The sequence below is a fragment of the Paraburkholderia sp. genome, from assembly GCF_050742655.1.
GTDB lineage: Bacteria > Pseudomonadota > Gammaproteobacteria > Burkholderiales > Burkholderiaceae > Paraburkholderia.
Genome location: NZ_JBOIGG010000006.1, coordinates 121,253 through 136,876, shown reverse-complemented (window position 1 = coordinate 136,876; position 15,624 = coordinate 121,253). Strand labels below are relative to the sequence as shown.

The 15,624-nt window shown below is 63.1% G+C and carries 16 protein-coding genes; 6 read left to right on the top strand and 10 right to left on the bottom strand.

Going from position 1 to position 15,624, the window contains the following annotated elements; genetic code table 11:
- Positions 1-32 precede the first annotated feature (32 nt).
- The 10 genes from leuD to ACREXZ_RS10940 all read right to left on the bottom strand — a co-directional run bounded on the left by leuD (position 33) and on the right by ACREXZ_RS10940 (position 8,632).
- Complete coding sequence (gene leuD, locus ACREXZ_RS10985; RefSeq protein WP_431764088.1) at positions 33-686, bottom strand: 3-isopropylmalate dehydratase small subunit; 654 nt, start codon at positions 684-686, stop codon at positions 33-35.
- Positions 687-784: 98 nt separating this feature from the next.
- Positions 785-928, bottom strand: coding sequence for an entericidin A/B family lipoprotein (locus tag ACREXZ_RS10980; RefSeq protein ID WP_431764087.1), 144 nt, complete (start codon positions 926-928; stop codon positions 785-787).
- 4 nt (positions 929-932) lie between these two features.
- On the bottom strand, positions 933-2,342 hold the full coding sequence (gene leuC / locus ACREXZ_RS10975; RefSeq protein WP_431764086.1) for a 3-isopropylmalate dehydratase large subunit: 1,410 nt from the start codon (positions 2,340-2,342) through the stop codon (positions 933-935).
- A gap of 269 nt (positions 2,343-2,611) precedes the next feature.
- Positions 2,612-3,913 (bottom strand): citrate synthase, encoded by a 1,302-nt coding sequence (gltA, locus tag ACREXZ_RS10970; protein ID WP_431764085.1) that lies wholly within the window; start codon positions 3,911-3,913, stop codon positions 2,612-2,614.
- 113 nt (positions 3,914-4,026) lie between these two features.
- Complete coding sequence (locus ACREXZ_RS10965) at positions 4,027-4,299, bottom strand: succinate dehydrogenase assembly factor 2 (RefSeq protein ID WP_431764239.1); 273 nt, start codon at positions 4,297-4,299, stop codon at positions 4,027-4,029.
- A 1-nt stretch (position 4,300) separates the two neighbouring features.
- Positions 4,301-5,005 carry a succinate dehydrogenase iron-sulfur subunit gene (locus ACREXZ_RS10960; protein WP_431764084.1) on the bottom strand — a complete coding sequence of 235 codons (705 nt, stop codon included), beginning with the start codon at positions 5,003-5,005 and terminating at the stop codon, positions 4,301-4,303.
- Between the two features lie 27 nt (positions 5,006-5,032).
- Positions 5,033-6,808: a succinate dehydrogenase flavoprotein subunit gene (gene sdhA / locus ACREXZ_RS10955; RefSeq protein ID WP_431764083.1), complete on the bottom strand. Its 1,776-nt coding sequence runs from the start codon at positions 6,806-6,808 to the stop codon at positions 5,033-5,035.
- A 3-nt stretch (positions 6,809-6,811) separates the two neighbouring features.
- Complete coding sequence (gene sdhD, locus ACREXZ_RS10950) at positions 6,812-7,180, bottom strand: succinate dehydrogenase, hydrophobic membrane anchor protein (protein WP_431764082.1); 369 nt, start codon at positions 7,178-7,180, stop codon at positions 6,812-6,814.
- 3 nt (positions 7,181-7,183) lie between these two features.
- Positions 7,184-7,597 carry a succinate dehydrogenase, cytochrome b556 subunit gene (gene sdhC / locus ACREXZ_RS10945; RefSeq protein WP_431764081.1) on the bottom strand — a complete coding sequence of 138 codons (414 nt, stop codon included), beginning with the start codon at positions 7,595-7,597 and terminating at the stop codon, positions 7,184-7,186.
- A 156-nt stretch (positions 7,598-7,753) separates the two neighbouring features.
- Positions 7,754-8,632: a GntR family transcriptional regulator gene (locus tag ACREXZ_RS10940; protein WP_431764080.1), complete on the bottom strand. Its 879-nt coding sequence runs from the start codon at positions 8,630-8,632 to the stop codon at positions 7,754-7,756.
- Between the two features lie 500 nt (positions 8,633-9,132).
- Here ACREXZ_RS10940 and ACREXZ_RS10935 point away from each other — a divergent pair, with 500 nt between their 5' ends.
- The 6 genes from ACREXZ_RS10935 (at position 9,133) to ACREXZ_RS10910 (ending at position 15,576) form a co-directional block, all read left to right on the top strand.
- Positions 9,133-10,116, top strand: coding sequence for a malate dehydrogenase (locus ACREXZ_RS10935; RefSeq protein WP_431764079.1), 984 nt, complete (start codon positions 9,133-9,135; stop codon positions 10,114-10,116).
- A gap of 239 nt (positions 10,117-10,355) precedes the next feature.
- Entirely contained in the window at positions 10,356-11,381 is a 1,026-nt protein-coding gene (locus ACREXZ_RS10930) for an HpcH/HpaI aldolase/citrate lyase family protein (RefSeq protein WP_431764078.1), read from the top strand.
- On the top strand, positions 11,378-12,271 hold the full coding sequence (gene prpB, locus ACREXZ_RS10925; protein ID WP_431764077.1) for a methylisocitrate lyase: 894 nt from the start codon (positions 11,378-11,380) through the stop codon (positions 12,269-12,271). The genes ACREXZ_RS10930 and prpB overlap by 4 nt, the downstream gene beginning before the upstream one ends.
- A 25-nt stretch (positions 12,272-12,296) precedes the next feature.
- The gene (prpC, locus tag ACREXZ_RS10920; RefSeq protein ID WP_431764076.1) at positions 12,297-13,484 is read left to right on the top strand and encodes a bifunctional 2-methylcitrate synthase/citrate synthase; all 1,188 of its coding nucleotides are present in this window, start codon (positions 12,297-12,299) and stop codon (positions 13,482-13,484) included.
- A gap of 96 nt (positions 13,485-13,580) precedes the next feature.
- Positions 13,581-14,102 (top strand): hypothetical protein, encoded by a 522-nt coding sequence (locus ACREXZ_RS10915; protein ID WP_431764075.1) that lies wholly within the window; start codon positions 13,581-13,583, stop codon positions 14,100-14,102.
- A gap of 22 nt (positions 14,103-14,124) precedes the next feature.
- Positions 14,125-15,576, top strand: a complete 1,452-nt coding sequence (locus ACREXZ_RS10910; RefSeq protein ID WP_431764074.1) for a bifunctional 2-methylcitrate dehydratase/aconitate hydratase — start codon at positions 14,125-14,127, stop codon at positions 15,574-15,576.
- Positions 15,577-15,624: the final 48 nt, after the last annotated feature.

Below are 15,624 nucleotides of genomic sequence, written 5' to 3'. Positions count from 1 at the left end.
TGGTTGCTCTTGAATTCAGGAAGACGATCGTATCAACCGACGATGCGGTGATTCAGCCACGGCTGCTTCGTGAGACGCTCCGCCTCGAACTGGCGAATCAGGTCCGCGTGACGCAGCGTGAGAGCGATATCGTCGAAGCCGTTCAGCAGGCAGTACTTGCGGAAACCCGCGACCTCGAACGGATATTCGGCGCCGCCGTCGGCCGTGCGCACGACCTGCGCGTCGAGATCGACCGTCAGCTGGAAGCCGTTGAACGCGTAGGTCTCGTTGAACAGGTGATCGACCTGCTGCTCGGTCAGCACGATCGGCAGCACGCCGTTCTTGAAGCAGTTGTTGTAGAAGATGTCCGCGAAGCTCGGCGCGATCAGCGCGCGAAAGCCGTACTGCTGCAGCGCCCACGGCGCATGCTCGCGCGAGCTGCCGCAACCGAAGTTCTTGCGCGCGATCAGCACGGATGCGCCTTGATAACGCGGCTGGTTCAGCACGAAGTCGGGATTCAGCGGACGCTTCGAATTGTCCTGGCCCGGTTCGCCGTGATCGAGGTAACGCCATTCGTCGAATGCATTCGGCCCGAAGCCCGTGCGCTTGATCGACTTCAGGAACTGCTTCGGAATGATCGCGTCGGTGTCGACGTTCTCGCGATCGAGCGGCGCCACGAGGCCCGTATGTACGATGAATTTATCCATGGTCCATCACCCACCAGAGTTGAAACCGGCACGCGCAACGCAGGATGGCGCGGCCGGTGAAATCAAAATACGTCGTGAAGCAACGCGGCAATGCAGCGTCAGTCCGCCGCCTTCTTCAGCGCGTGGCCGGCATCGCTCATGTCCTGACCGAAACCCGAAACCGTATTGCAGCCGGCCAGCCCCACCAGCATGCCGGTCAGCATCAGTAGCGCGGCACGGCGCCAGAATGTCGAGGTTTTCATTGCCTCACCCCAGCTTGCGAATATCGACGAAATGCCCTTCGATGGCCGCAGCCGCCGCCATCGCCGGACTGACCAGATGGGTACGACCGCCCGCACCCTGACGTCCTTCGAAATTGCGGTTCGACGTCGACGCGCAGCGCTCGCCCGGTTCGAGCCGGTCGGCGTTCATCGCGAGACACATCGAGCAGCCCGGCGCGCGCCATTCGAAACCGGCGTCGGTGAACACCTTGTCGAGCCCTTCGCGCTCGGCCTGCGCCTTCACGAGACCGGAACCCGGCACCACCATCGCGAGCCGGATGTTCGGCGCGACGCGACGGCCGAGCTTCTTCACGACGTACGCGGCCGCGCGCAGGTCTTCGATGCGCGCGTTCGTGCAGGAGCCGATGAAGACCTTGTCTGGTTTGATCGACTCGATCGGCAGGTTCGGTTCGAGCGCCATGTACTGCAGCGCGCGCTCGATCGCACCGCGCTTCACCGGATCTTTTTCGCGCTCGGGATCGGGCACGCGACCATCGATCGACGTGACCATTTCCGGCGACGTGCCCCATGTTACTTGCGGCACGATTTCCGCCGCGTTCAGTTCAACCACGCGGTCGAAATGTGCGTCCGGATCGGACGTGAACTGCTTCCAGTATTCGACGGCCTGATTCCATTCGACGCCCTGCGGCGAGAACGGACGTCCCTTCAGATATTCGACCGTGGTGTCGTCGACGGCGACCATGCCTGCACGCGCGCCTGCTTCGATCGCCATGTTGCAGACGGTCATGCGGCCTTCCATCGACAGCGCGCGGATCGTCGAGCCGCCGAATTCGATGGCGTAGCCGGTGCCACCCGCAGTACCGATCTTGCCGATGATCGCGAGCACGATGTCTTTCGCGGTGCAGCCGCGCGGCAGCGGGCCTTCCACCTTGACGAGCATGTTCTTGCTCTTCTTTTGCAGCAGCGTTTGCGTCGCGAGCACGTGCTCGACTTCCGACGTACCGATGCCGTGCGCGAGCGCGCCGAACGCACCGTGCGTCGATGTGTGCGAATCGCCGCACACGATCGTCATGCCCGGCAGCGTCGCGCCCTGCTCCGGCCCGATGATGTGCACGATGCCCTGACGCAGGTCGTTCATCTTGAACTGCGTGATGCCGTACGCGTCGCAGTTCGAATCGAGCGTGTCGACCTGCAGCTTCGAGACGGGATCGGCGATGCCGTGCGAGCGGTCGGTGGTCGGCACGTTGTGATCGGACACGGCCAGGTTCGCGCTGATGCGCCACACGGGGCGCTCGGCCAGCTTCAGCCCTTCGAACGCCTGCGGGCTCGTGACTTCGTGCAGCAGATGGCGGTCGATGTAGAGAATCGTCGTGCCGTCTTCTTCCGTGTGGACCACGTGCGTGTTCCACAATTTGTCGTAGAGAGTCTGTGCCATGGTATGCGGGTAGTAATGACGGAAGCGCGGACTACAAGCGGTCCGTGTCGGTCGATTATGCCACGCAGCTCACGCGTTTTGCTGACCGAAAAAGCGGAAAACCGATAAAAAACATGGGGTTGGCTGGTAGTGCCGATACCTGTATCGGTGTTACCCGGCACTTTGGCGCACCGGCGGATGCCCGCTGACCGGACACACAAAGTAAAACGCCCCGACAGGCAAACCCGTCGGGGCGTTTTACGATGCGTCGTGCGCGAATGCGCAGCGCTTTAACGTTGCGCGAGCGGCTTTGCCTCGCGCGGCGTTTCGCCAACGAACAGCTGACGCGGACGACCAATCTTCTGTTCCGGATCGGCGATCATTTCGTTCCATTGCGCGATCCAGCCCACCGTGCGTGCCATCGAGAAGATGCACGTGAACATCGACGTCGGGATACCCAATGCGCGCTGCACGATGCCCGAATAAAAGTCGACGTTCGGGTACAGCTTGCGCGACACGAAGTATTCGTCTTCCAGCGCAATCTTTTCGAGTTCCATCGCGAGCTTGAACAGCGGATCGTCGTGCAGGCCCAGTTCTTCGAGCACTTCGTAACACGTCTCGCGCATCAGCTTCGCACGCGGGTCGTAGTTCTTGTACACGCGGTGACCGAAGCCCATCAGCTTCACGCCCGAGTTCTTGTCCTTCACCTGTTTGATGAACTCGGGGATCTTGTCGACCGAGCCGATTTCTTCCAGCATGTTCAGCGCCGCTTCGTTCGCGCCGCCATGTGCCGGGCCCCACAGACACGCGATACCCGCTGCGATACATGCAAACGGATTCGCACCCGACGAACCCGCGAGACGCACCGTCGACGTCGACGCGTTCTGCTCGTGGTCCGCGTGCAGGATCAGGATGCGGTCGAGCGCGCGCACCAGCACGTCGTTGACCTTATATTCCTCGCACGGATTCGAGAACATCATGCGCATGAAATTCGCGCTGTACGACAGCTCGTTGCGCGGGTACACGAACGGCTGGCCGATGCTGTACTTGTACGCCATCGCGACCAGCGTGGGCAGCTTCGCGATCATCCGGATCGCCGATACGTCGCGATGCTGCGGGTTATTGATGTCGAGCGAATCGTGATAGAACGCGGACAGCGCACCCACCGCGGCGACGAGAATCGCCATCGGGTGCGCATCGCGGCGGAAGCCGCGGAAGAAAAACTGCATCTGCTCGTGGACCATCGTGTGCTTCGTGACGGTCTCGACGAACTCGGCGTGCTGCTGTGCGTTCGGTAGTTCGCCGTTCAGCAGCAGGTAGCAGGTTTCAAGGAAGTCGGCGTTCTGCGCGAGGTTGTCGATCGGATAGCCGCGATACAGCAGTTCGCCCTTGTCGCCGTCGATGTACGTGATGGCCGAGTTGCACGACGCCGTCGACATGAAGCCCGGGTCGTACGTGAACTTACCGGTCTGGCCGTACAGTTTGCGGATGTCGATCACGTCCGGGCCGAGGGTGCCCTTGTAGATCGGCATTTCAACGCTCGGCGAATTGTCGCTGAACGATAGCGTGGCTTTTACATCAGACGGGGTCATGGCACATCCTCAATCGAAGAATGGAAACAGGGTTTCGATAATCTGCGCGCCCGGCGGCACCGACGACGGTGCGCGCCTGCGCTACTTGCGCTGCATGCGTGGTCCCGCGACGCTCACGCGGTACGCAGCAGCTGCAGCACCCGTATGACATCCGGGTCGGCAAGGTCGCCCTCAGGTTCCTTGCGCACGAGCAGCAAGTCCATCAGGTCGTTATCGCTCAGCTCGAGCAGGCGCGTGAGTGCGCCGACGTCGGCATCGCTGAGGTCATGCTCGTATTTGCCGAAAAAACGCTCGAAAATCAGATCGTTTTCCAGCAAGCCGCGCCGCGCGCGCCAGCGAAGGCGCGCGCGGCGAAGCGGGTCGGACTGATGCGATGTCTCTTGCATCTCAGACAGCACGGCGAACCATCAATTCCTTGATCTTGCCGATCGCCTTCGTCGGGTTCAAGCCCTTCGGGCACACCTCGACGCAGTTCATGATCGTATGGCAACGGAACAGACGGTACGGATCTTCCAGATTGTCCAGACGCTCGCCGGTCGCTTCGTCGCGGCTGTCCGCGATGAAACGGTAGGCTTGCAGCAGGCCGGCCGGGCCGACGAACTTGTCCGGGTTCCACCAGAAGCTCGGGCATGACGTCGAGCAGCTGGCGCACAGGATGCATTCGTACAGGCCGTCGAGCTCGTCGCGTTCTTCAGGCGACTGCAGACGCTCCTTTTCCGGCGGCGGCGTATCGTTGATCAGGTACGGCTTGATCGAGTGATACTGGTTGAAGAACTGCGTGAAGTCGCAGATCAGGTCGCGCACGACGGGCAGGCCCGGCAGCGGACGCAGCACGATCTTCTGCGGCAGATCGTTCATGTTCTGCAAGCAGGCCAGACCGTTCTTGCCGTTGATGTTCATTGCGTCCGAACCGCACACGCCTTCGCGGCACGACCGGCGGAACGACAAGGTTTCGTCGACCGCCTTCAGCTTGATGAGCGCGTCGAGCAGCATGCGTTCATGCGAGTCGATGTCGATCTCGTAGGTTTGCATGCGCGGCGCTGCGTCCTTGTCCGGATCGTAGCGGTAGATTTCAAAAATTCGCTTGGCCATTTCGGGTTCCTTTGATTCGGCTCGGGCTTAGAACGTCCGCGCTTTCGGCGGCACCGATTCGACTGTCAGCGGCTGCATGTGCACCGGCTTGTAGTCGAGGCGATCGCCTTCGCTGAACCACAGCGTGTGACGCAGCCAGTTTTCGTCGTCGCGATGTTCGAAGTCGCTCTGCGCGTGCGCGCCGCGGCTTTCCTTGCGCGCTTCGGCGGAGACCATCGTGGCACGCGCCACTTCGATCAGGTTCGCCAGTTCGAGCGCTTCGATGCGCGCGGTGTTGAACACCTTCGACTTGTCCTTCAGATGCACGTTGTTCACGCGCTCGGCCAGTTCCTTCACCTTCTCGACGCCTTCGGCCAGCAGCTTCGACGTGCGGAACACGCCGGCGTGCGCCTGCATCGACGCGCGGATGTCGCCCGCAATGGCCTGCGTGTATTCGCCCGACGACGATTTTTCGAGCTTGTCGAGACGCGCGAGCGCGAAGTCGGCGGCATCGGCCGGCAGCGGCTTGTGGTCCTTGATGTCCTTCACGTGCTTGACGATATGGTTGCCGGCCGCGCGGCCGAACACCACGAGGTCGAGCAGCGAGTTCGTGCCGAGGCGGTTCGCGCCATGCACCGACACGCACGAGCATTCGCCGACCGCGTAGAAACCGTTGACCGGCTCCTCATGACCCCTCGCCGTGCCCACGACCTGGCCGTGCATGTTCGTCGGAATACCGCCCATCTGGTAATGGATGGTCGGCACGACCGGGATCGGTTCCTTGATGCAGTCGACATTCGCGAACTTCAGCGCGATTTCGCGGATCGACGGCAGACGCTTCATGATCGTCTCGGCGCCGATGTGCGACAAGTCGAGCAGCACGTGGTCCTTGTTCGGACCGACACCGCGCCCTTCCTTGATTTCCTGGTCCATCGAACGCGATACGAAGTCGCGCGGCGCCAGATCCTTCAGCGTCGGCGCGTAGCGCTCCATGAAGCGCTCGCCGTCCGAGTTGCGCAGAATGCCGCCTTCGCCGCGCACGCCTTCCGTAATCAGCACGCCCGCACCCGCGACGCCGGTGGGGTGGAACTGCCAGAACTCCATGTCCTGCAGCGCGATGCCCGAACGGGCCGCCATGCCGAGGCCGTCGCCAGTGTTGATGAACGCGTTGGTCGATGCCGCGAAGATCCGGCCCGCACCGCCCGTGGCGAACAGCGTGGTCTTGCCTTCGAGGATATAGACGTCGCCCGTTTCCATTTCGAGCGCGGTGACGCCGAGCACGTCGCCGTCGGCGTCGCGGATCAGATCGAGCGCCATCCATTCGACGAAGAACTGCGTCTTCGCCGCGACGTTCTGCTGGTACAGCGTGTGCAGCAGCGCGTGACCGGTACGGTCGGCTGCCGCGCACGCGCGCTGTACCGGCTTCTCGCCGTGGTTCGCGGTGTGGCCGCCGAACGGACGCTGATAGATCGTGCCGTCCGCATTGCGGTCGAACGGCATGCCCATGTGTTCCAGTTCATAGACGGCGTTCGGTGCTTCGCGGCACATGAACTCGATCGCGTCCTGGTCGCCGAGCCAGTCGGAACCCTTGATCGTGTCGTAGAAGTGCCATTCCCAATTGTCTTCGCTCATGTTGCCGAGCGATGCGCCGATGCCGCCTTGTGCAGCGACCGTGTGCGAACGCGTCGGGAACACCTTCGACAGCACGCAGACCGACAGGCCCGCGCGCGCGAGTTGCAGCGACGCGCGCATCCCCGAGCCGCCCGCGCCGACGATGACCACGTCAAAACGGCGACGCGGCAGACCTTTCATGATTGCAGCCATTCTTTACACTCTCCAGAGAATCTGCGCAGCGTAGCCCGCACATGCGAGCAGCCAGACGATCGTCAACGCTTGAAGGAACAGCCGCGTGCCGACCGGCTTCACATAGTCCATCCAGATGTCGCGAATGCCGACCCATGCGTGATAGAACAGCGAGAGCAGCGCGACGAACGTGGCGAGCTTCATCCATTGCATGGCGAAGATCGACGCCCAGCCGTCATAGGAGAAGTCCTGCGCACCGAAGAACAGGACCAGCAGGATCACGGTGTAGACCGCCATCACGACGGCGGTAATGCGTTGCGCAAGCCAGTCGCGCAGGCCGTAGTGCGCGCCGACAACAAGACGCTTCGGGCCAATTCGATTGTGGGCTGACATTTTTTAGAAGACTCCGAAGAGTTTTGCCGCAAACGCGAGCGTGAGAAGCGAGGACACGACGAGAACGATGATCGAGCTCTGTTTGCCGCCTTCCTTCGTCAGGCCGCGGTGCGTATCCATCAAGAGGTGACGGATGCCGGCGCAGAAGTGGAACAGGAACGACCACGCGAGAACCAGCGTGATGAGCTTGACGATGACGTTGGAGAGAATGGCCTTGAAGACTTCGAAGCTGAGTTCGGAGGTGAGGCTCTGCGAGAAGAGGTAAAGCAGGAACGGAAGGAAGAGGAAGAGCAGCGCACCACTCGCGCGGTGCAGGATCGACACGCGCCCCGCTAGCGGGAGACGGTATGCCGTCAAGATCTGCCCGATACCGATGTTCCGGAATTCCGGCCTCGGTTTTTTTACGGCTTCAGCCATGCTAGACCCCTACTATGTAGTCACACTAATCCGCGATTTTAGCGCCTTTTTATATCGCGCTGCAGCGAAAACCCACGCTGGACCTTGATATCAGGCGCAACAAAAGCGCGCTCCGGCGGCCTTCCGCGCGATTCGCGCGCGCCGCCGCACCGTCCTTCAACTCAAGTCGTTCTGATAGTAATACCCGGTTGTGACATACCATCCACGACGCACTTCGACCGGGCGATCGCCATAGGTATACGACACGCGCTCCACCGACAGCAACGGAAAACCGGACGGCACATGCAGCAGTTCCGCCACCGTGGGATCGGCGGCGACCGCGCGGATCTTTTCCGATGCGCGGATCATGCGCGTACCGAACTCGGTTTCGAACATCGCATACAGCGGACCCTTGTAGTCGGACAGCCGTTCGAGCGTGAGGCCGCGAAACACGCCGCCGGGCAACCAGATTTCGTCGAGCACCGTCGTCTCGCCGTCGAACTGCAGCAGCCGTCTGATCAGCACGACGGGATCGGCGGGTTTCAGTTCGAGCTGCCGTGCGATCTCGGCCGTCGCGCGCAGGCGCCGGCATTCGAGCAGCCGGCTCACATGTGGATGTTCGACGCCGTCGTCGGCGAGCAGGCGGAGGAAGCGGAACTGCGCGCGGTCTTCATTGTGCGTGGCAACGAACGTGCCCTTGCCCTGCCGGCGGACCAGCAGGTTGTCGGCAGCGAGTTCGTCGATCGCCTTGCGCACCGTGCCCTGGCTCACCTTGTAGCGGGCGGCCAGTTCGACTTCGCTGGGAATGATTTCGCCCGGCTTCCATTCGCCCGATTCGAGGCCCTGCGTAATGAGCGCCTTGATCTGCTGGTACAGTGGGCTGAACGTGGGGGACGTGGGTACGATGCTGGCCGTAATGGCAGGCGCGGCAGACGCAGCAGGCGCGGAAACGTTTGCAGAACCGGCGGACGGGCCGGCCGGCGCAGCACCGGGCAAACTGTCGCCCGAGCCCGCCTGGCCAGTGGAATGCGCAGCGCTCGCCTGGTTCGAAGTCATGTTTCCATTTCATCATAAAGGCGCGTCCGGCGTCCAGCCTTTTCCCGGCAACACTTATGTCTTATATAAGACATAAGATAATGTTGACTTTGCGTCTGCCGACTCCTACACTCCTTCGCGAGCAAGGGTTTGCGGGAAGTTGGGCGGTCGTTGTCCACATGGCCGCCGCACACCGAAAAAGCCGCCCTGCACATGCTGTTACCCCTCACGCAGTCCAGCTTTCGCCTGGCTCGCCGGTCCGTCCGACGCTCACCGAAACGCGCTGTAGCAGGAGCCGGCACGCAGCGGCCACCGCGGTGTCCCAAGCGTTCCGCAATCCGCTCGGTCGCACAGGTTATCCGGCACGGCGACCGCGCCGCAGCGTCCTCCGGCTTCCGTCCGTTACGCAGAAGCCCCCCGCGCGCAGCGAATTCCGCCGTGTTTCACCGACGCTTCTGGTGGCGCGCATATAAAATGGCGTTTTCCCCTAGCGTCTAACGCATCGTCCTGGAGATTTCTCAATGGCTAAGCCCGCAAAGCGTGTTGCCGTCACCGGCGCCGCAGGTCAAATTGGTTACTCGCTGCTGTTCCGCATCGCGAACGGCGACATGCTCGGCAAGGACCAGCCGGTGATCCTGCAGCTGCTCGACCTGCCGCAGGCACAGGCAGCCGTGAAAGGCGTCGTGATGGAGCTCGAAGACTGCGCGTTCCCGCTGCTCGCGGGCGTCGTGGTCACCGACGATCCGAAAGTCGCGTTCAAGGACGCCGATGTCGCGCTGCTGGTCGGCGCCCGCCCACGTTCGAAGGGCATGGAGCGCAAGGACCTGCTGTCGGCAAACGCCGAAATCTTCACGGTGCAGGGCAAGGCGCTGAACGAAGTCGCGAGCCGCGACATCAAGGTGCTGGTGGTCGGCAACCCGGCCAACACGAACGCGTACATCGCGATGAAGTCCGCACCGGATCTGCCCAAGAAGAACTTCACTGCAATGCTGCGCCTCGACCACAACCGCGCGCTGTCGCAACTCGCGGCAAAGTCGGGCAAGCCGGTCGCATCGATCGAGAAGCTCGCCGTGTGGGGCAACCACTCGCCCACGATGTACCCGGACTTCCGCGTCGCAACCGTCGACGGCCAGGACCTCACGAAGCTGATCAACGACGACGAATGGAACCGCAACACGTTCATTCCGACGGTCGGCAAGCGCGGCGCAGCGATCATCGAAGCGCGTGGCCTGTCGTCGGCGGCATCGGCAGCCAATGCGGCAATCGATCACGTGCATGACTGGGTGCTCGGCACCAACGGCAAGTGGGTGACGATGGGCGTGCCGTCGGACGGCTCGTACGGCATCCCCGAAGACATCGTCTACGGCGTGCCGGTCACCTGCGAAAACGGCGAGTACAAGCGCGTGGAAGGCCTGGCCATCGACGCGTTCGCGCGCGAAAAGATGGACCACACGCTGAACGAACTGCTCGAGGAACGCGACGGCGTTCAGCATCTGCTCGGCTGATCCGCGCGATCGAACCGGGCCTGCCGTACTGAGGTACTGCGGCGGCGGGTTCCGGTTTTTTCACGCCCGGCCCTGACGTGCGAATCCGTGTGCGGCACATGCTTCAAGCGCCGCACATGAGGTTCGCGTCCGATCCGGATGCGTTTTGTCCGCCGCGCTGCCAGACCGTGTTGCTACGCCGCCCAGAACGCGCCCGAATCGGTTTTTCCCACGACAAGCCCACGCTCCTCACGTCGAAGATGCGCGCACTCACACCCGCCGAAGTGCTGTTTGACGGCGAAGCGCCCCCTGCCGTTCTGCCTGCCTGCGATCACTACGCCGGCAGCGAAAAGCTGATGCTGAAGTCGCTCGCGCTGCAGCAGCAGCTAGGCCCTGTGTTCGACATCACACTCGACTGCGAAGACGGCGCGCAAGTGGGCCGCGAAGCGGAACACGCGGAACTCGTCGCGTCGTTCATCGGCGGCGAGCACGACCGCTTCGGCCGCGTCGGCGTCCGCATCCACGACTTCGCCCATCCGCACTGGCGCGACGACGTGCGCCTCATCCTGCGCGCGGCGCAACGCGCGCCCGCCTACATCGCGCTACCGAAAATCCGCAACGTCCCCGATGCCGCCGAGATGTGCGCGTTCATCGAAGCAACGCGCCGCGAACTCGGTATCGCGCAGGCAATCCCGGTTCAACTGCTGGTCGAAACGCACGGCGCGCTCGCCAAGGTGTTCGATCTCGCGGCACTCCCCGGCGTCGAGGCACTGAGCTTTGGCCTGATGGATTTCGTCTCTGCGCACGACGGCGCGATTCCCGACAGCGCGATGCGCTCGCCCGGCCAGTTCGATCATCCGCTCGTGCGCCGTGCAAAGCTCGAAATTGCCGCAGCAGGCCACGCGCACGGCAAGGTGCCGTCGCACAACGTCTCGACCGAAGTGCGCGACATGACGGTCGTCGCGAACGACGCGGCACGCGCGCGCAACGAGTTCGGCTATACGCGGATGTGGAGCATCCATCCTGCGCAGGTGCCCGTGATCGTCGCGGCATTCGCGCCACGCGACGACGAAATCGCCACCGCCGCCGAGATCCTGCTCGCCGCGCAGCACGCGCAGTGGGGCCCGACGCGCCACGGCGACACGCTGCACGATCGCGCGAGCTATCGCTACTACTGGTCGGTGCTGCGCCGCGCACGCTCGACGGGCCGCAACGTGCCCGCCGAAACCACTCCGCTGTTCGCATCCCCTTCGTCCGTTAGGTCCGTTACAGGAGCATCGGTATGACGACTCGCACGAATCCGTCCGCCGGCGCGGCATTCCGCGCGGCGGTGGCCGCCGAAAAGCCGTTACAGATCGTCGGCGCAATCAACGCGAACCACGCGCTGCTCGCCCAGCGCGCGGGCTTCAAGGCGATCTACGTGTCCGGCGGCGGTGTCGCGGCCGGCTCGCTCGGGTTGCCCGATCTCGGCATCTCGACGCTCGACGACGTCCTCACCGACGTACGTCGCATCACCGACGTCTGCGACCTGCCGCTGCTCGTCGACGTCGATACCGGCTTCGGTCCGTCGGCATTCAACATCGCGCGGACCGTGAAGGCGCTGACCAGGGCCGGCGCGGGCGCGATGCACATCGAGGACCAGGTCGGCGCGAAGCGCTGCGGACACCGGCCAGGCAAGGCGATCGTGTCGCAGGACGAGATGGTCGACCGGATCAAGGCCGCCGTCGACGCGCGCACCGATCCCGAGTTCGTCGTGATGGCCCGCACCGATGCGCTCGCGGTCGAAGGCCTGCAGGCCGCGATCGATCGCGCGGCCGCGTGCGTCGAAGCCGGCGCCGACATGATCTTTCCCGAAGCGATGACCGAACTCGGCATGTACCGGCAGTTCGTGCAGGCCGTGAAGGTGCCGGTGCTCGCAAACATCACAGAGTTCGGCTCGACGCCGCTCTTCACGGTCGACGAACTGCGCGGTGCCGATGTGTCGCTCGTGCTCTATCCGCTGTCCGCGTTCCGCGCGATGAACCGCGCCGCTGAAAACGTTTACCACGCGATCCGCCGCGACGGCACGCAGCAGGCCGTCGTCGACACGATGCAGACGCGTGCCGAACTGTACGAAAGCATCGGCTACCACGCGTACGAGCAGAAGCTCGACGCGCTGTTCAACCAGAAGAAGTGAGCAGGCCCACAGGAGATTGCAGGAGATGAGCGAGACGAAGGAAAACGCCGCGCAACCCGCCGCCCAACCGGGCGGGGCCGGCTTCAAACCGAAAAAATCCGTCGCGCTGTCGGGCGTAACGGCGGGTAACACCGCGCTGTGCACGGTCGGCCGCACGGGCAACGACCTGCACTACCGCGGCTACGACATCCTCGACATCGCCAGCGCGTGCGAATTCGAGGAGATCGCCTACCTGCTCGTGCACGACAAGCTGCCCAATGCCGCCGAACTCGCCGCGTACAAGACGAAGCTGCACGCACTGCGCGGCCTGCCCGCGAACCTGAAGGCCGCGCTCGAATGGCTGCCCGCCTCCGCGCATCCGATGGACGTGATGCGCACCGGCGTCTCCGTGCTCGGCACCGTGCTGCCCGAGAAGGACGACCACAACCTGCCGGGCGCACGCGACATCGCCGATCGCCTGATGGCCTCGCTCGGTTCGATGCTGCTGTACTGGTACCACTACTCGCACAACGGCCGGCGCATCGAGGTCGAAACCGACGACGAATCAATCGGCGGGCATTTCCTGCATCTGCTGCATGGACGCGCGCCGTCGAAGTCGTGGGTCGATGCGATGCAGGTGTCGCTAAACCTGTACGCGGAGCACGAATTCAACGCGTCGACCTTTACCGGCCGCGTGATCGCCGGCACGGGCTCGGACCTGTACTCGGCGATTACCGGCGCAATCGGCGCACTGCGCGGGCCGAAGCACGGCGGCGCAAATGAAGTCGCGTTCGAGATCCAGTCGCGCTATGCGAGCCCCGATGAAGCGGAAGCCGACATCCGCCGGCGTGTGGAAAACAAGGAAGTGGTGATCGGCTTCGGGCATCCGGTGTACACGATCTCCGATCCGCGCAACAAGGTGATCAAGGAAATCGCGCGCAAGCTGTCGAAGGAAGCGTCGGACACGAAGCTGTTCGATATCGCCGAGCGGCTCGAGAAGGTGATGTGGGACGCGAAGAAGATGTTCCCGAACCTGGACTGGTTCAGCGCCGTGTCATACCACCAGATGGGCGTGCCGACGGCGATGTTCACGCCGCTGTTCGTGATCGCGCGCACGGCAGGCTGGAGTGCGCACATTATCGAGCAGCGCATCGACAACAAGATCATCCGGCCGAGTGCGAATTACACCGGTCCCGAGAATTTGAAGTTCGTGCCGCTAAATAGGAGAAAATAGCGTCCGCTGTTCGCTTCGCGGCGCGTGGAAACCGACCCGAGGGGGTCACACCACGAGCTATTCAAACATTCAACATATCGATAAAGGCTTTCTCCCATGAATAAACTGCTGATCGCCGCCGCTGCCGGCGTGCTGTCCACCGCGATGCTCGCCGCCGCGCCCGAAGCGCTCGCTCAAGGCACGACGACGACGACCACCACCACGTCCAAGGCCAAAGCCAAGCCGAAGGCACCGGCGCCGAAGCACCGCCTGATCAAGCGCAAGGCGAACCCGGCGAAGGAAGCGAAGGTCGATCCGGTACCGGACGGCGCCGAAAAATGGTCGTGCAACGAAGGCCTGTCGTTCGACCTGAAGGGCGACATGAAGCGTGACCAGATCGTGACCGTGCACTGGGGCAGCAAGAACTACAACCTGCCGCGCGAAGCCACGACGACGGGCGCCGACCGCTTCCACGACGCCGCTTCGGGCATGGACCTCGTCGTGATCCCGACGAAGGCGATGCTGTTCTCGGACAAAGATAGCTCGCGTCTCGCCGACGAATGCAAGACCGCCGCGATGATCCAGGGTGCGCCGGCTCCGACGCAGTCGAACGAGCTGATCAAGAACCCGAACAACTAATCGTCCTCACCAGGAACCTCCGATGTCCGCACCGATTTCCAACGTCCGGCCCGAGCCGGACCAAGTACTCGTCGATATCGTCGATTACGTGCTCGGCTACGCAATCGACAGCACGCTTGCGCTCGAAACCGCGTGCAACTGCCTGATCGACACGCTCGGCTGCGGACTCGAAGCGCTCTCCTACCCCGCCTGCACCAAGCTGATGGGCCCGATCGTGCCCGGCACGGTCGTCCCCCACGGTGCCAAGGTGCCCGGCACGCAGTTCCAGCTGGATCCGGTACAGGCCGCCTTCAACATCGGCACGATGATCCGCTGGCTTGATTTCAACGACACGTGGCTCGCCGCCGAATGGGGTCACCCGTCGGACAACCTGGGCGGCATCCTCGCCACCGCCGACTGGCTGTCGCGCAACGCGGTCGCTACAGGCAAGAAACCGCTCACGATGAAGGACGTGCTCGTCGCAATGGTCAAGGCCCACGAGATCCAGGGCTGCATTGCACTCGAAAACTCGTTCAACAAGGTCGGCCTCGACCACGTGCTGCTCGTGAAGCTGGCGTCGACCGCGGTGGTCGGGCAGCTGCTCGGCCTCACGCGCGACGAACTGATCAATGCGGTGTCGCTGGCGCTGGTCGATGGCCAGTCGCTGCGTACCTACCGTCACGCGCCGAACACCGGCTCGCGCAAGTCGTGGGCCGCCGGCGATGCGACCTCGCGCGCGGTGCGCCTCGCGCTGATCGCGAAAACCGGAGAAATGGGTTATCCGTCGGTGCTCACCGCGAAGACCTGGGGCTTCTACGACGTGCTGTTCAAGGGGAACGCGTTCAAATTCCAGCGCCCGTACGGCAGCTACGTGATGGAGAACGTGCTGTTCAAGATCTCGTTTCCCGCCGAGTTCCACTCGCAGACCGCGGTCGAAGCGGCGATGACGCTGCACAGCCAGCTGAAGGCGAAAGGGAAAACGGTCGAGGACATCGCGAAGATCACGATCCGTACGCACGAGGCAGCGATCCGCATCATCGACAAGCAGGGTCCGCTCGCCAATCCGGCTGACCGCGACCACTGCATCCAGTACATGATCGCGGTGCCGCTGATCTACGGGCGGCTCACCGCGGCCGACTATGAAGACTCCATCGCGCAGGACGCACGCATCGATACGCTGCGCGCAAAGATGACCTGCGTTGAAGACCCGCAGTACACGCAGGACTACCACGACCCGGACAAGCGTTCGATCGCCAACGCGCTGACCGTCGAGTTCACCGACGGCACGACGCTCGGCGAGGTCGCCGTCGAATACCCGATCGGCCACCGGCGCCGGCGCGCCGACGGCATCCCGCTGCTGGTGGAGAAATTCCGCACCAACCTCGCGCGACGCTTTCCGGCGAAACAGCAGCACGCCATTCTCGACGTCTCGCTCGATCAGGCTCGGCTCGAAGCCATGCCTGTTCACGAATATGTCGATCTGTATGTGATCTAGTTCGAAAACGTAGCACCGTCATCTCCACGACCCGCGATTCAACCAGGG

Bases quoted from the DNA above. Each gene is read 5' to 3' on its own strand.
- ACREXZ_RS10965 (WP_431764239.1), bottom strand. From the start codon at position 4,299: ATGCAAGAGACATCGCATCAGTCCGACCCGCTTCGCCGCGCGCGCCTT.
- leuC (WP_431764086.1), bottom strand. From the start codon at position 2,342: ATGGCACAGACTCTCTACGACAAATTGTGGAACACGCACGTGGTCCAC.
- leuD (WP_431764088.1), bottom strand. From the start codon at position 686: ATGGATAAATTCATCGTACATACGGGCCTCGTGGCGCCGCTCGATCGC.
- sdhA (WP_431764083.1), bottom strand. From the start codon at position 6,808: ATGGCTGCAATCATGAAAGGTCTGCCGCGTCGCCGTTTTGACGTGGTC.
- prpC (WP_431764076.1), top strand. From the start codon at position 12,297: ATGAGCGAGACGAAGGAAAACGCCGCGCAACCCGCCGCCCAACCGGGC.
- prpB (WP_431764077.1), top strand. From the start codon at position 11,378: ATGACGACTCGCACGAATCCGTCCGCCGGCGCGGCATTCCGCGCGGCG.
- ACREXZ_RS10960 (WP_431764084.1), bottom strand. From the start codon at position 5,005: ATGGCCAAGCGAATTTTTGAAATCTACCGCTACGATCCGGACAAGGAC.
- ACREXZ_RS10930 (WP_431764078.1), top strand. From the start codon at position 10,356: ATGCGCGCACTCACACCCGCCGAAGTGCTGTTTGACGGCGAAGCGCCC.
- gltA (WP_431764085.1), bottom strand. From the start codon at position 3,913: ATGACCCCGTCTGATGTAAAAGCCACGCTATCGTTCAGCGACAATTCG.
- sdhC (WP_431764081.1), bottom strand. From the start codon at position 7,597: ATGGCTGAAGCCGTAAAAAAACCGAGGCCGGAATTCCGGAACATCGGT.
- ACREXZ_RS10940 (WP_431764080.1), bottom strand. From the start codon at position 8,632: ATGACTTCGAACCAGGCGAGCGCTGCGCATTCCACTGGCCAGGCGGGC.
- ACREXZ_RS10915 (WP_431764075.1), top strand. From the start codon at position 13,581: ATGAATAAACTGCTGATCGCCGCCGCTGCCGGCGTGCTGTCCACCGCG.
- ACREXZ_RS10980 (WP_431764087.1), bottom strand. From the start codon at position 928: ATGAAAACCTCGACATTCTGGCGCCGTGCCGCGCTACTGATGCTGACC.
- ACREXZ_RS10935 (WP_431764079.1), top strand. From the start codon at position 9,133: ATGGCTAAGCCCGCAAAGCGTGTTGCCGTCACCGGCGCCGCAGGTCAA.
- ACREXZ_RS10910 (WP_431764074.1), top strand. From the start codon at position 14,125: ATGTCCGCACCGATTTCCAACGTCCGGCCCGAGCCGGACCAAGTACTC.
- sdhD (WP_431764082.1), bottom strand. From the start codon at position 7,180: ATGTCAGCCCACAATCGAATTGGCCCGAAGCGTCTTGTTGTCGGCGCG.